We start from the raw sequence: 13154 nt of genomic DNA on the forward strand, positions 1-13154 counted from the left end.
TCAGGCTACGGAAGGCTCCGCGTTGCTGTCCTCCGCTGTCAGGGGCTGGGCGATGTCCTCGAGCGACTTGCCCTCGGCCTTGGTGCCGAGGAACGCCTGGATCACCCCGGCCGCGACCATCAGGACCGCGCCGACGAAGTAGCCGACGGCGATCTGGGTGATGTCGCCGCTGGCCGACGCGCGGTCGATCAGCCAGCCGAAGAAGAGGGGGCCGCTGATGCCGCCGGCTGCCGTACCGATGGCGTAGAAGAAGGCGATGCACAGCGCGCGCGTCTCCATCGGGAAGACCTCGCTCGCGGTGAGGTACGCCGCGCTCGCACCCGCGGACGCGAAGAAGAAGATGATCGCGCCCATCAGCGTCAGGGTCACGGCGGTGACGCTGCCGAGGAAGAAGCCGGTCGCACCGAGCAGCACGCCGGAGAGGATGTAGGTCCCGGCGATCATCCGGATCCGGCCGACGGTGTCGAAGAGCCGGCTGAGCAGCAGCGCGCCGGCGAAGTTGCTGACGGCGAAGACCGCGAGGTACCACCCGGTCTGCTTCACGTCGAGGAACGTCGTGAGGGTGTCGCCGTAGGTGAAGAAGAAGGCGTTGTAGAGGAACGCCTGGCCGACGAACAGCGCGAAGCAGACGATCGTGCGGCGCGGGTAGAGCGTGAAGACGGTGCGGGCGATCTCGCCGATGCCGATCGTCGTGCGCTGCCGGATCGTGATGGTGTCGTGCACCGGCTCGAGGCGCGCGCCGCTCTCCTCCTCGACCGTGTGCTCGATGCTCTGGACGATCCGCTCGCCCTCGTCCTCGCGGCCGTGGATGAAGAGCCAGCGTGGGCTCTCCGGGACGTGGCGCCGCACGATCAGGATCCCGACGGCGAGCACGGCACCGAGACCGAAGGCCAGCCGCCAGCCCCAGGCCGGGTCGACGATCGTGGGGTCGAGCAGCGGGATCGTCAGCAGCGAGCCCGCAGCGGCACCGACCCAGAACGACCCGTTGATCGCGACGTCGACGCGTCCGCGGAACTTCGCGGGGATCAGCTCGTCGATCGCGGAGTTGATGGCGGCGTACTCACCGCCGATGCCCATGCCGGTCAGGAAGCGCGCCGCGAAGTACCACGCGGGGGTCATCGAGAACGCCGTCAGCACCGTGGCAGCGATGTAGACGCCGAGGGTGATCAGGAAGAGCTTCTTGCGGCCGAAGCGGTCGGTCAGCTGACCGAAGAGCAACGCGCCGATGCAGGCGCCGGCGACGTAGATCGCGCCGGCGAAGCCGATGTCGAAGCTGCTCAGCCCGAGACCGGTGTCGGACGGCTTCAGTGCCTCCGACATCGATCCGACGATGGTGACCTCGAGCCCGTCGAGGATCCAGACGGTCCCGAGCCCGATCACCACCATCCAGTGCCAGCGGGCCCACGGCAGCCGGTCCAGACGTGCCGGGATGTCGGTCGTGATCCGTCCGGTCTCAGCTCCCATGCCGGTTTCGTACCCGTGCGAGGATCGCCGCATGCCTGACGACGAGACCACGCGGATCGAGACCCAGCGGCTGATCGGCGCGCCCGCCTCCGAGATCTTCGCGCTGCTGTGCGACCCGCAGGGCCACGTCGCCATCGACTCCTCCGGGATGCTCCAGGACGCGGACGGCGACCCCGTCGCGGCCGCCGGCGACAGCTTCGTCATCCACATGGACCGCGAGTCGCTCAACGACTTCCCCGAGATGGGCCGGTACGACGTGACCGTGACGATCCGCGACTTCGAGGCGGACCGGCTGATCTCGTGGACCATCCTCGGCCGGATCCGCCCGCAGATCGGCCACGTCTACGGCTACCGCCTCGAGCCCGACCCCGAGGGCTCCGACGGCACCCTGGTCACGTCCTTCTACGACTGGTCGGACATCCACCCGGACTGGCAGGCGGCCGGCATCTTCCCGGTCATCTCCGAGAACGCGTTGCGCGGCACGCTGGGCATCCTGGACCGGACGGTCCGTCGGGGCTACGCGCGGCCCTAGCCCGGCCCGGGCACCGGGTCAGGCGAGCCCGTCGAAGGGCCGGACCTCCACCTTGCCGCGGCACGCCTGCGACCCTGCGGCAGCCAGACGGAGCGCGACGTCGAGGTCCGGCGCGTCGATGACCCAGAAGCCACCGAGGTACTCCTTGGTCTCCAGGTAGGGGCCGTCCGTCAGCACCGGAGCCTCGCCCCGGCCGTCGACGACCGTCGCCGTGCTGGCCGACTGCAGCCCGCCGGCGAACACCCAGTAGCCGTCGGCCTTGAGCTGCTCGTTGAAGGCATCGGTCTCCGCGAACGCCTCCTCCATCTCCTCCCGCGATCCGTAGCTGCCGAACTCGCCCATGTCGGCCGGGCCGTGCACGCTGAGCAGGTAGTGCGCCATCACGTGTCTCCTTCGTCGCGGGCGGCTCCGTCGACCGCCTCTCCCCCGCTCCACGAACGGTGGGGCGTGGGTACGACACCACCCTGCCGCCGAACGGACTGATGAGAAAAGTTCGGCGCGGCTGTCGTATCTGGTACCTCCCCGTTCGTGGAGTGAGTGAGAGCCGGTCGCACCCGCGACCGCGACACAGATGGAGAAACGACATGTCCACGACGTACTCCCCCAGCACCAGCACCAGCACCAGCACCAGCCACGCGACCGGGCGCCGGACCGTCTGGAGGCACGGCCTCGCCGCCTCGGTCGTCGCCGCGGTTGTCACCACCACGCTCGCGGCGATCGCCTCGGCGGCCGGCGTCTCCTTCGCCGACAGCAGCGGCGAGAGCATCCCGCTCGCGGGGTTCACCCAGCTGACGCTGGTGTTCTCGCTCGTGGGCGTCGGCCTGGCCGCCGTGCTGGCGCGCCGCGCACGCCGGCCGCGCCGTACCTTCGTGCGCACCGCGGTCGCCCTCACCGTGCTGTCGTGGGTGCCCGACCTGGTCGTCGGGTTCGACGCCGCGTCCGCGGCCACGCTCATCGGCCTGCACACCGTGGCGGCCTGCATCGTCGTCCCGACCCTCGCGAGCCGGCTCGACGGCTAGGGCCCTAGGAGCAAGGGCCCGGCCGCGTGGTGCCCGGGCGCAGGCACGACTGCACGATCCGCGGCTTCGTGTCCGCGCGTACGACGAGGGTGGTCGACCGACCGATGGTCCTCGGCTTCGTCACCAGGACGACCACCTTGCTGCCCGGGTGGAGGCCTCGTGCCTTCCAGAGCTCCTTGCCGAAGGAACGGCTTCCCTTCTTCACCCGCTTGAAGGCCTTCGCCTTGAAGGGGCAGCCGCGTCCTTGGCAGCGGAGTGTGATCGTCTCGCCGCCACCCAGCCTCGCCACGCTCACGCGGCTGATGACGGTCGTCCGCCCCGGCTGGTAACGGAAGGTCGTGCGCGCGGCCAGCAGCGGGCTCCGCGACGCGAAGGCCTTGTCGGTGGACGTCGTCGTGCCCTCAGCGTTCGTGGCGCGCACGCGCACGTGGTAGGCGGTGCCCGGCTCGAGGCCGGTCAACCGACCGGCGACGTTCGTGACGCCGGCACTCCCCGCGACCACGTACGGGCCGGCCGTGCGCCCGTAGGCGCCGGTCGGGCCGTAGTCGAAGAACACCTGGGTCTCGTTGCCCCGGGGGTCCACGACCGAGGTCGCGGTCGCCGCCGTCGTCGTCACGGCCTTCACGGCAGCCGCGGCCGCTCGCGCGGCTCCGTCGACGAACCGGATGACGTTCGCGCTGTGCTGGTCGGTGAGGTAGAGCTCGCCGTCAGGTCCGTCCGTGAGGGCGTGCGGCTCGGTCCCGGGCAGGGCCTCGAAAGAGCTCGACAATCCGTCGGCGGAGACACGGACGACGTTCGCGCTCGCCTGCCCGGCGACGTAGACGTGCCCGTCGGCGCTGGCCAGGATGCCGTACGGGTCGCTCAAGGTGCCGCCGGTGAGAGTGACCTCCTGTGCGGACCCGCCGTTCTGCGCCGCGGGGAAGCGGGCCACCTTCCCGGCGTTGTACTCGGTCACCCAGAGGCTGCCCGCAGCGTCCGCCGCGATCCCGTCCGGCCCCGAGCCGCCGGCGACCGAGATGGTGCTCTCGACGGACGGCGAGGTGCCGAGCGTCAGGCGGCGGATCACGTCACCGCCGAAGTCCGGGGCGAAGAGCTTGCCACTGGAGACCGCGAGGTCGTAGACCGCACCGCCAAGGCCGCCCGTGGCCGTCGCCGTGCCCGCGCCGGAGTCCGACACCGAGCCGAGCTGGCTGACGTCGCCGTTGCACACCCCGTCGGAGGGGAGGGAGAAGTACATCCGGCCGTCGCCGCCGGACACGAGGGCGACGGGCCCGCACGTGGAGGGTGTGGCGATGTCGTGGGCGGACGGCGAGGCCGAGGTCGCGTCGAACCACGTCAGCTTGTCGGCACCGGTGACGGCGACCCAGACGCGTCCCCCCGGCCCGACGGCGACGGTGGTCGGGCCGGCGCCGACCGGGTAGCGGGCCAGCAGCGCACCCGCGGGAGTGAAGCGCGCGACCGAGCCGTTGAACTCCTCGGCGACCCACAGGTTCCCGTCCGGACCGAGCGCTATCCCGCTGCCGGCGGAGGCCGTGGGGAACGACGTCACCGAGGCCCCCTCCGCCGGCGCGACGCCGACGAGGAACGGCACCACGAGCACGGTCACGAGTTGGGCTGCCCACCGACGCATGGACCGACCGTACGCCGCGGACCTCCGGGGAGACGCCAAAACGCCTCGCGTGCGGGTGCCGGCTCCTATGCTGGATCGACGGCGGACGCTCCCCGCGCCCACCACCTGTGGAGTCACGATGTCTGACCGCAAGCTGCTCCAGCAATCGGTTCCGGGTGCCGAGTCGACCCAGACCGCCCCGAGTCCGGCCTCGTCGGTCCCCCTCGCGCCGGTCCCCCTCCCGGTGCTCGGGCGCACCGGCGCCGCGGACACCATCCGCCGGGAGACCGACGTCGAGGCGGCGACCCGCCAGCTGCAAGCCGCTCGAGCCAAGACTCGGGGCCCGCAGGGGGGCCCGGGCGAGCTGGACAGCCTCGACAACTACAAGCTCGCCCCGGACCAGCAGGTGCCGAAGCCCAAGGGGGGCAAGCCCGACGAGTACGCCGGCACGCCCGTCGGCAAGTTCTCGGGCGAGTCGAGCGCGAGCAAGCGGGAGGGAGTCGCAGCGATCAAGGGCGGCGAGGCTCCGGACAAGAAGGCCCTCCACCAGCCCGTCGCCGACCTGGGTGAGATCTACGCCCACTGCTCCATGCTCGAGGCCGAGTTCAAGTACCAGGTCGAGCAGGTCGCCTCGAAGACCAAGGGCAAGGCCGTGTTCCGGCCGGGCGGGAAGATGAAGTCGCTCGACCGGACGCTCGAGAAGGTCACCGCCGACTACAAGGGCGACATGTCGCGCATCGTCGACCTGACCGGCGGATCGATCTCGTTCGACGACCCGAAGGACCTCGTCAAGGGCTACGGCACCATCGCCAAGAACCCGATGTTCCACCTCGTCCGCGTCAAGAACACCCTGATGAACGGCAAGGGCTACGGCGACATCAACCTGTCGATCGAGATGGGCGGCGCCGACATCGACATCTACGACGCGCGCGGGAAGGTGGTCGGCAAGGAGCACTACGCCGGCTTCCTCATCGAGCTCCAGCTCCACCTGGCGCCGATCATCGGGGTCAAGGAGGCCGCCCACGAGCAGTACGAGAAGATGCGCACCCTCGACGCCGACAACAAGAACGCGGGCAAGAAGGAGGACCGGTCCGACTGGAGCAAGGAGGACCGGACGGCGTACGAGACGCTGCTGGCCGAGATGGAGGGGCTCTACGGCAAGGCGTGGGAGACGCTCGGCAGCACCAAGGCCCTGAACAGGAAGCTCAAGGTCATCAAGCCGATGGCCCCGACGTAGGACTCAGCGGGTCGAGTAGTCCCGGAACCCGCGCTTGGTCTTGCGGCCGAGGTAGCCCGCGGTCACCAGGTGTTCCAGCAGCGGTGCCGGCGCGAAGCCGGGCTCGCGGAACTCGAGGTAGAGCTCGCGCTGGATCGCCAGCGAGACGTCGTTGCCGACCACGTCGAGCAGCTCGAACGGGCCCATCGGCAGCGCGCAGCCCTGCTTCATCGCGGTGTCGATGTCGTCGGCCGTGGCGTAGTGCGCCTCGAGCATCTTCACCGCGTCGTTCAGGTACGGGAAGAGCAGCGCGTTGACGATGAAGCCCGCGCGGTCGGCGCACGAGACGCCGACCTTGCCGACCTTCGCCACCAGCGCCTGGGTGGTCTCGGTGACGGCGTCGTCGGTGGAGACGGTCGAGACGACCTCGACGAGCTTCATGATCGGCGCCGGGTTGAAGAAGTGCATGCCGATGACGTCCTGCGGGCGCGAGGTCGCCTGGGCGCAGGCGATGATCGGCAGGCTCGAGGTCGTCGTGGCGAGGATGGCCCCGGGCTTGCAGATGTCGTCGAGGTTCTCGAAGAGCGTGGTCTTGATCGCCAGGTCCTCGGCGATCGCCTCGACCACGATGTCGACGTCCTTCAGGTCCTCGAGTGACGTCGAGCCGGTCAGCCGGCCGAGCACCTCGGCCTTCTTCTCCTCGGTCGAGCGGCCGCGCTGGATCTGCTTGTCGAAGCTCTTGGTGATCGCGGCGACGACGCCGTCGACCTTGTCCTGGCCGCGGCCGACGAAGAGCACGTCGTACCCGCTCTTGGCGAAGACCTCGATGATGCCGGTCGCCATGGTCCCGGTGCCGACGACGCCGACGAGCTTGATGTCGTGACGCAGCTGCGGCTGCTCGTCGGCGGACGGGGTGCGGTCGTCGTCGACCACGACCGGGCTGTCCGGCGCCTCGTAGGTGTAGAAGCCGCGGCCGGTCTTGCGACCGAGCATCCCGGCGGTGACCATCTGCTTGAGGATCGGCGACGGCGCGTGCAGGCGGTCGCGGCCCTGGCGGTACATCGTCTCGAGGATCTCGTACGCCGTGTCGAGGCCGATCAGGTCGAGCAGCGCCAGCGGGCCCATCGGGTAGCCGCAGCCGAACCGCATGGCGGCGTCGATGTCCTCGCGGGTGGCGTAGCGGCCCTCGTACATCGAGACCGCGTGGTTGAGGTAGCCGAAGAGCAGTGTGTTGGCGATGAAGCCCGCCTTGTCGCCGCAGATGACCGGGGTCTTGTCGAGCGCCGCCATCAGCGCCTTCACGTCCTCGAGCACCTGCTCCTCGGTGACGACCGTGCGCACGATCTCGACCAGCTGCTGCACCGGTGCGGGGTTGAAGAAGTGCACGCCGATCACCCGGCCGGGGCTGGAGTTGGCCGTCGAGATCTCGGTGACCGAGAGGCTCGAGGTGTTCGTCGCGAGGATCGTGTCCGGGCCGACGATCGCGTCGAGCTGGCGGAAGAGCGCCTTCTTGGTCTCCAGGGACTCGATCACCGCCTCGACGACCAGGTCGGCCGACGCGACGTCGTCCATCGAGGTGCTGAACGTGATCCGGCCCAGCAGCTCGGACTGCTCTGCCTCGGTCATCTTCTCGCGCTTCACCGCGCGGGCCGTCGAGTGCTCGAGGTACTGTCGTCCGCGGTCCAGGGCGTCCTGGTCCTTCTCGACGCCGACCACGGCGTACCCGTTGCGGGCGAAGACCTCCGCGATGCCGGCACCCATGGTGCCGAGGCCGATGACGCCGATCGTGGTGAAGGTGCGCGACTCAGTCATGCGGCGCATCGTGGCACGGTGGGACCGCCCTGACTATGGCGTAGTTCACTCGCCAGTAACTTAACGATCCAATCGCTGCACGAGCTTGAGCAGGTGGCCCGCGGGGTCGCGTACCCAGGCGAACCGGAGCCGACCGTCGGGCGAGTCGACCGGTGCGTGGGCCGACGCCCCGCCGGCGGCCACCGCAGCGTCGTACGCCGACCCGGCGTCGTCGCACCAGAACACCACCTCGGACGCCTCACCGCCGGCCTCGACCCCGAGCCCGTACTCGTTGCCGACCTCCGCCGACGCCAGGCCGATCGTGAACCCCGGCCCGGTCACCTCGACCATCACGGGCGCCCCGGTCGCCGGCGTACGGAACCGTTCGGCGCAGCCCAGCCGACGGTAGAACTCCGCGCATGCCTCGACGTCCGCGCAGTAGAGGTTGACCTGGGCGCTCAGGAACATGGGGCCACTGTAGATTCGTCGCCCGTGAGACTCGTCGTAGCCCAGTGCCAGGTCGACTACGCCGGGCGGCTGACCGCCCACCTCCCGCTGGCCACCCGGGTGCTGATGATCAAGGCCGACGGGTCGGTGCTGGTGCACTCCGACGGCGGCTCGTACAAGCCGCTGAACTGGATGTCGCCGCCGTGCACGCTGCGCGAGGGCACCACCGAGGACGGCCAGGTCGAGTGGACGGTCACCAACCCGAAGACCGACGACACCCTGCGGATCCTGCTCACCGAGATCTTCAGCGACTCCCAGCACGACCTCGGTGTCGACCCCGGCCTGCAGAAGGACGGCGTCGAGAAGCACCTCCAGGAGCTGCTCGCCGACCACCCCGCGACGCTCTCCCCCGGCCTGACGCTGGTGCGCCGCGAGTACCCCACCGCCATCGGCCCCGTCGACCTGATGTGCCGCGACGAGGCCGGCGCCTCCGTGGCCGTCGAGATCAAGCGCCGCGGCGACATCGACGGCGTCGAGCAGCTCACCCGCTACCTGGAGCTGCTCAACCGCGACCCGCTGCTCTCCCCCGTCCGCGGGATCTTCGCGGCCCAGGAGATCAAGCCGCAGGCCCGCGTGCTCGCCACCGACCGCGGCATCGCCTGCGCCGTCGTGGACTACGACGCCCTGCGCGGCCTCGACGACCCCAGCCACCGCCTCTTCTAGCGAGCCGGCCGATCGCGATGTCCACAGGGTTCACGACGTCGCTGGCAGCCGCCGTGGATCCGGCCTACCGTGGCAGGCATGACGAGCGATCCAGGCATGACGCTCCGCGTGGCCCGGCTCGAGAACGACACGGAGTCGATCTACGAGCTCCTCACGGAGGTCAGGTCGACGCAGGACGACCACACCCTGCGCTTCGATCGCATGGAGGACACCCTCACCGAGGTCAGGTCCAGTCAGGACGAGCACACCCTGCGCTTCGATCGCATCGAGACCATCCTCACCGAGGTCGTCCGGCGGCTTCCAGAATCATCGTGAGTGGCACCGACTGGGGCATCGCCTGCGCCGTCGTTGCCTGCGACGACCCGCGCGGTCTCGACCACCCGAGCCACCGCCTGTTCTGACCCCAGCGCCGAACCCAGTCCCGACCCCAGTCCGTTCGGTCCGGATGGCCTATGTCCCGAGGCTGATGCCGCGCCGAAAGTTAAGTCATGCGCGGCTCCCTCACATCGGACGCTCGCCGTCCGATGAGTACGTCGGTCACGACCGACGTCCCTGGAGGGCACCTGTGAGGCAGCACCACGTCCACCGCACCGCCGTACGCCTGACCGGCGTGCTGGCGGTGATCGTCGCCGCGGTCGGCGCGATCGCCACCTCGACCCCGGCGCCGGCAGCGGAGGGACGCCCCTCGGCGGCACGCTCCGCCTCCCCGGTCTGGGCGAGCGGGAACGGCGTGCTCGCGCTCGACTGGGGCGACCTGGACCGGACCCCGGAGGCCGCGCGCGGCGACGTCGTCGTCATGCAGTCCTGGGAGTACCCCCGCATCCCCGAGCTGCGCCGCAAGCACCCCGGCATCACGATCCTGATGTACAAGGACGCGTCAGCCGTCGTCAAGGAGGCCGAGTCCGTCACCGGCCGCTTCCCCGCCGGCATGGGCTACGACTGGGTGGCAGCGAACCACCCATCCTGGTTCCTGCGCGACCGCTCCGGTCGGATGCTGGAGTGGTCCGACTGGCGCGGCCTCTATCCCATGGACATCGCCGACGACGGCTACCAGCAGACCTGGTCGCGCAACGTCCTGACCGAGCTGCGGCAGCACCGGTGGGACGGCGTCATGATGGACGACGTCCTCACCATCCTGAGCCACCCGACCGTGGACGCCCGGGTCTCCACCCAGGTCCCGGACGACGCGGCGCAGTACGCCGCCACCGGCTCGTTCCTCGCGCACGTCACCCCGCAGATCCGCAGTGCCGGCTTCCTCGCCGTGCCCAACGTCTCGCTCGAGTGGGACAACTGGAAGCGGGCGCTGGGTGACTGGACCCGCTACGTCTCGGGCTGGGAGAACGAGCACTTCACGAACTGGCCGGGCCAGGACGGCAGGTTCTCCGGCGCGGACTGGCGCTGGAAGCTCGACGCCGCACGCTGGCTCGCCGCGCGCCGGGTCCCGTTGCTCGCCGTCACCTATGGTCCGGCCGGCGACCGCGTCGGCCAGACCTACCACCGCGCCACCTGGCTGCTCAGCTGGAACGGACGGACCGGTGCGAGCGTCTACGTGCCCGACGAGCACGAGGCCAGCCACTGGCTGCCCACCGCGACGCGCAGCATCGGTCGGCCGCTCGGACCGGCGGTCGAGGCCGCGGACGGGACGTGGACCCGCCGGTTCAGCCGTGGCGTCGTCGCGGTCAACCCGACGACGACCGCCCGCCCGGTCGCGCTGCGCGGCAGCTACACGCGGGGCGAGCGGCGCGTGCGCGGCGTCCGGCTGGCGCCGACCACGGCGGCCATCCTGGATATCCGGTAGCCGCACCGGCACTCCCCGGCCACCATGGCCGGATGCGCCACAACTACTTCGACACCGAGGTCGCCGCGACCTACGACGAGGGCTCGCCCGAGATGTTCGCGCCGGAGGTGCTCGGGCCGACCGTCGACCTGCTGGCCGAGCTCGCGGCCGGGCGGCCCGCCCTCGAGCTCGCGGTCGGGACCGGTCGGGTCGCGCTGCCGCTGAGCGAGCGCGGGGTCCGGGTGCACGGGATCGAGCTGTCGGAGGCGATGGTGGCGCAGCTGCGGGCCAAGCCCGGCGCCGAGCGGGTCGAGGTCACGATCGGCGACATGACGACCACGCGCGTCGGCGGCAGCTTCGGTGTCGCCTACCTGGTCTTCAACACGATCGGCAACGTGACGACGCAGGACGACCAGGTCAGGTGCTTCGAGACGGCCGCGGCCCATCTGGAGCCCGGTGGCTTCTTCGTGGTCGAGAAGGGCGTGCCGGTCCTGCGCCGGATCCCCGAGGGCGAGCGGTTCGCCGTCTTCAACCACACCGACGAGCACGTCGGGATCGACGAGTACGACTCCGCCACCCAGCTGATGTGGTCCCACCACTACTCCAGCGACGACGGCGGTACGACGTACCACCGCAACAGCGTGCCCTTCCGCTACGTGTGGCCGGCCGAGCTCGACCTGATGGCGCGGATCGCGGGGATGCGGCTGCGCGACCGTTGGGCCGACTGGGACCGCTCACCGTTCACCCCGGAGTCGACCAAGCACGTCTCGGTGTGGGAGAAGATCGGCGCGTGAGGATCTTCCACATCGCGACCCTGGCCGACTGGACCGACGCGCAGGCGTCCGGCGCCTACACCACGTCCACCCGCGGGGTGACGCTCGAGGAGGAGGGCTACCTCCACGCCAGCCGCGCCGACCAGTGGGAGGGCGTGCGCGCGGCGTTCTACGCCGACGTCACCGAGCCGCTGGTGCTGCTCGAGATCGAGACCGACCTGCTCGACGTGCCCGTCGTCGAGGAGCCGCCGGCGCCGGACGTCACCGAGACGTTCCCGCACGTGTACGGCGCGCTCGACCCGGCGGCGGTCGTCGAGGTCACACCGCTGTAGCGTCGCCGTGCGCCTCGTGCGGCAGCGCGACCCGGACGACGGTGCCGACACCGAGCTCGCTCTGGAGGTCGATCCACCCGCCGTGCGCCTCGACGATCGCCCGCGCGATCGGCAGCCCGAGCCCGGCACCGGGCACCTGGTCGGCGATCGCGCGCGGTGAGCGGTAGAGCCGCTCGAAGAGGCGGTCCTTCTCCTCCGGGGAGACCCCGACCCCGGTGTCGCGGACCTCGATGACGCCCATCGCGCCGTGGTCGGTGATGGCGATGTCGACGCGGCCGCCGGCGTGGGTGAACTTGAGTGCGTTGGTGACCAGGTTCTCGAGGACCTGGACCACGCGGTGGACGTCCCCGACGACCGGACCGGTCTCGCCGCCGACGAAGGAGAGCGTGAGCGCCCGCTCCCGCGCGGCGAGCCGCAGGTCGTCGGCGACCCGTCGGCACACGACCTCGAGGTCGAGCGGCTCGCGGTGCATCCGCAGCCGGTCGTCCTCGAGGAACGCCATCGTGAGCAGGTCGTTGACCAGCTGGAGCTCCCGCGACGCATTGCGCTCGATCACGCTGAGCAGCTTGCGGGCCCGGCGGCTCAGGTCGTTCTCGTCGAGGTCGGACATCAGCTCGGCGTACCCGATGATGGAGGTCAGCGGGGTGCGCAGCTCGTGCGACACGGTGGCGATCACGTCGTCGCGGAGCCGCTGGGACTCCGCCTGCATCTCGAGGCGCTCCGTGACGTCGCGCAACGCGACCGAGACCAGCACGCCCTCGTCGGTCTGGAGCGGCGCCATCGACACCTCGACCGGCACCCGGCGGCCGTCCCGGTGCCGGACCTCGGCGCCCTGGTTGGGCTGCATCGGGCGTGCGTCCGGGGCCCGGAGGTACTCGGCGAACCAGGTCCCGTCGGAGTCGCGCCGGTCCTCCGGCGCGAGCAGCGTGATGGACTGGCCGACGAGGTCGCCCTGCGGGTAGCCGAAGACCTCGGTGACCTGCTTGTTCGCGAGCACGATGGTGGTGGACGAGTCGATGATGACCATCGGGTCGGGCGTCGCGTCGAGGAGGTTGCGGAACCGCTCCTCCTCCTTGGTCCGAGCCGTGATGTCGCGCACCGTGGCCGACACGAGCTTCTCGCCGTCGACGTCGAGCGGGGCGAGCGAGATCTCCGCCGGGAACTCGGTGCCGTCGCTGCGCGTGGCCGCCAGCCGCAGCAGACCCATCGGCCGCGGGTTCGCGGCGGCGCCGTACCCCTGACGCCGCAGCGGGTGCTGCCCCCGGACGCCGATCGGCACCAGCGCGTCGACCGACCGGCCGACGAGCTCCTCCGGCGAGGCGCCGAAGACGGCGAGGCACTGCGGGTTCGCGCGCACGATCACCCCAGCGCTGTCCACGACGACCACGGCGTCGGGCGCTGTCTCGAAGACTCCACGGAAGAGCGCTCCCGCGTCGGGTTCCACGCGCTGAGAGTAGCGGTTGGGTGAGCC

At 70.6% G+C, this 13154-nt stretch carries 14 protein-coding genes; 8 read left to right on the top strand and 6 right to left on the bottom strand.

What is annotated here, in order from left to right; translation table 11 throughout:
- Positions 1 to 1464 carry an MFS transporter gene (locus ACFPYL_RS20445; protein ID WP_379158738.1) on the bottom strand — a complete coding sequence of 488 codons (1464 nt, stop codon included), beginning with the start codon at positions 1462 to 1464 and terminating at the stop codon, positions 1 to 3.
- 31 nt (positions 1465 to 1495) lie between these two features.
- On the opposite strand from ACFPYL_RS20445, the gene ACFPYL_RS20450 reads away from it, so the two are divergent.
- Positions 1496 to 1996 (top strand): polyketide cyclase, encoded by a 501-nt coding sequence (locus ACFPYL_RS20450; RefSeq protein WP_379158740.1) that lies wholly within the window; start codon positions 1496 to 1498, stop codon positions 1994 to 1996.
- Between the two features lie 18 nt (positions 1997 to 2014).
- Here the strand turns inward: ACFPYL_RS20450 and ACFPYL_RS20455 are convergent, their stop codons facing one another.
- The gene (locus ACFPYL_RS20455) at positions 2015 to 2377 is read right to left on the bottom strand and encodes a YciI family protein (RefSeq protein WP_379158743.1); all 363 of its coding nucleotides are present in this window, start codon (positions 2375 to 2377) and stop codon (positions 2015 to 2017) included.
- 203 nt (positions 2378 to 2580) lie between these two features.
- On the opposite strand from ACFPYL_RS20455, the gene ACFPYL_RS20460 reads away from it, so the two are divergent.
- Positions 2581 to 3015: a DUF6069 family protein gene (locus ACFPYL_RS20460; protein ID WP_379158746.1), complete on the top strand. Its 435-nt coding sequence runs from the start codon at positions 2581 to 2583 to the stop codon at positions 3013 to 3015.
- Positions 3016 to 3019: 4 nt separating this feature from the next.
- On the opposite strand, the gene ACFPYL_RS20465 is transcribed toward ACFPYL_RS20460, so the two are convergent.
- Positions 3020 to 4645: a virginiamycin B lyase family protein gene (locus ACFPYL_RS20465; protein ID WP_379158749.1), complete on the bottom strand. Its 1626-nt coding sequence runs from the start codon at positions 4643 to 4645 to the stop codon at positions 3020 to 3022.
- A 118-nt stretch (positions 4646 to 4763) separates the two neighbouring features.
- Between ACFPYL_RS20465 and ACFPYL_RS20470 the strand changes: the two genes are divergently transcribed.
- Positions 4764 to 5861, top strand: a complete 1098-nt coding sequence (locus tag ACFPYL_RS20470) for a hypothetical protein (protein ID WP_379158752.1) — start codon at positions 4764 to 4766, stop codon at positions 5859 to 5861.
- A gap of 3 nt (positions 5862 to 5864) precedes the next feature.
- On the opposite strand, the gene ACFPYL_RS20475 is transcribed toward ACFPYL_RS20470, so the two are convergent.
- Together ACFPYL_RS20475 and ACFPYL_RS20480 are read right to left on the bottom strand one after the other, a co-directional pair.
- A complete protein-coding gene (locus ACFPYL_RS20475; RefSeq protein WP_379158755.1) occupies positions 5865 to 7652 on the bottom strand; it encodes a 3-hydroxyacyl-CoA dehydrogenase family protein in 1788 nt (595 codons plus the stop codon).
- A gap of 60 nt (positions 7653 to 7712) precedes the next feature.
- On the bottom strand, positions 7713 to 8099 hold the full coding sequence (locus tag ACFPYL_RS20480) for a VOC family protein (RefSeq protein WP_379158758.1): 387 nt from the start codon (positions 8097 to 8099) through the stop codon (positions 7713 to 7715).
- A gap of 24 nt (positions 8100 to 8123) precedes the next feature.
- On the opposite strand from ACFPYL_RS20480, the gene nucS reads away from it, so the two are divergent.
- The 5 genes from nucS (at position 8124) to ACFPYL_RS20505 (ending at position 11683) form a co-directional block, all read left to right on the top strand.
- Positions 8124 to 8801 (top strand): endonuclease NucS, encoded by a 678-nt coding sequence (gene nucS / locus ACFPYL_RS20485; protein WP_379158761.1) that lies wholly within the window; start codon positions 8124 to 8126, stop codon positions 8799 to 8801.
- Between the two features lie 78 nt (positions 8802 to 8879).
- Positions 8880 to 9116, top strand: a complete 237-nt coding sequence (locus ACFPYL_RS20490) for a hypothetical protein (RefSeq protein ID WP_379158764.1) — start codon at positions 8880 to 8882, stop codon at positions 9114 to 9116.
- Between the two features lie 250 nt (positions 9117 to 9366).
- Positions 9367 to 10599: a putative glycoside hydrolase gene (locus ACFPYL_RS20495; protein ID WP_379158766.1), complete on the top strand. Its 1233-nt coding sequence runs from the start codon at positions 9367 to 9369 to the stop codon at positions 10597 to 10599.
- A gap of 32 nt (positions 10600 to 10631) precedes the next feature.
- Positions 10632 to 11372 carry a class I SAM-dependent DNA methyltransferase gene (locus tag ACFPYL_RS20500; RefSeq protein ID WP_379158769.1) on the top strand — a complete coding sequence of 247 codons (741 nt, stop codon included), beginning with the start codon at positions 10632 to 10634 and terminating at the stop codon, positions 11370 to 11372.
- Entirely contained in the window at positions 11369 to 11683 is a 315-nt protein-coding gene (locus tag ACFPYL_RS20505; protein WP_379158771.1) for a DUF952 domain-containing protein, read from the top strand. Before ACFPYL_RS20500 ends, ACFPYL_RS20505 begins: the two co-directional genes overlap by 4 nt.
- Here ACFPYL_RS20505 and ACFPYL_RS20510 read toward each other — a convergent pair.
- Positions 11670 to 13127, bottom strand: a complete 1458-nt coding sequence (locus ACFPYL_RS20510) for a PAS domain S-box protein (RefSeq protein ID WP_379158774.1) — start codon at positions 13125 to 13127, stop codon at positions 11670 to 11672. The genes ACFPYL_RS20505 and ACFPYL_RS20510 overlap by 14 nt on opposite strands.
- Positions 13128 to 13154 lie beyond the last annotated feature (27 nt).

This window comes from Nocardioides hankookensis, from assembly GCF_042658885.1.
Taxonomy (GTDB): Bacteria; Actinomycetota; Actinomycetes; order Propionibacteriales; family Nocardioidaceae; genus Nocardioides; species Nocardioides hankookensis.

Coding starts and splice junctions, on each gene's coding strand:
- ACFPYL_RS20445 (WP_379158738.1), bottom strand. CDS start 1,464: ATGGGAGCTGAGACCGGACGGATCACGACCGACATCCCGGCACGTCTG.
- ACFPYL_RS20450 (WP_379158740.1), top strand. CDS start 1,496: ATGCCTGACGACGAGACCACGCGGATCGAGACCCAGCGGCTGATCGGC.
- ACFPYL_RS20455 (WP_379158743.1), bottom strand. CDS start 2,377: ATGGCGCACTACCTGCTCAGCGTGCACGGCCCGGCCGACATGGGCGAG.
- ACFPYL_RS20460 (WP_379158746.1), top strand. CDS start 2,581: ATGTCCACGACGTACTCCCCCAGCACCAGCACCAGCACCAGCACCAGC.
- ACFPYL_RS20465 (WP_379158749.1), bottom strand. CDS start 4,645: ATGCGTCGGTGGGCAGCCCAACTCGTGACCGTGCTCGTGGTGCCGTTC.
- ACFPYL_RS20470 (WP_379158752.1), top strand. CDS start 4,764: ATGTCTGACCGCAAGCTGCTCCAGCAATCGGTTCCGGGTGCCGAGTCG.
- ACFPYL_RS20475 (WP_379158755.1), bottom strand. CDS start 7,652: ATGACTGAGTCGCGCACCTTCACCACGATCGGCGTCATCGGCCTCGGC.
- ACFPYL_RS20480 (WP_379158758.1), bottom strand. CDS start 8,099: ATGTTCCTGAGCGCCCAGGTCAACCTCTACTGCGCGGACGTCGAGGCA.
- ACFPYL_RS20490 (WP_379158764.1), top strand. CDS start 8,880: ATGACGAGCGATCCAGGCATGACGCTCCGCGTGGCCCGGCTCGAGAAC.
- ACFPYL_RS20500 (WP_379158769.1), top strand. CDS start 10,632: ATGCGCCACAACTACTTCGACACCGAGGTCGCCGCGACCTACGACGAG.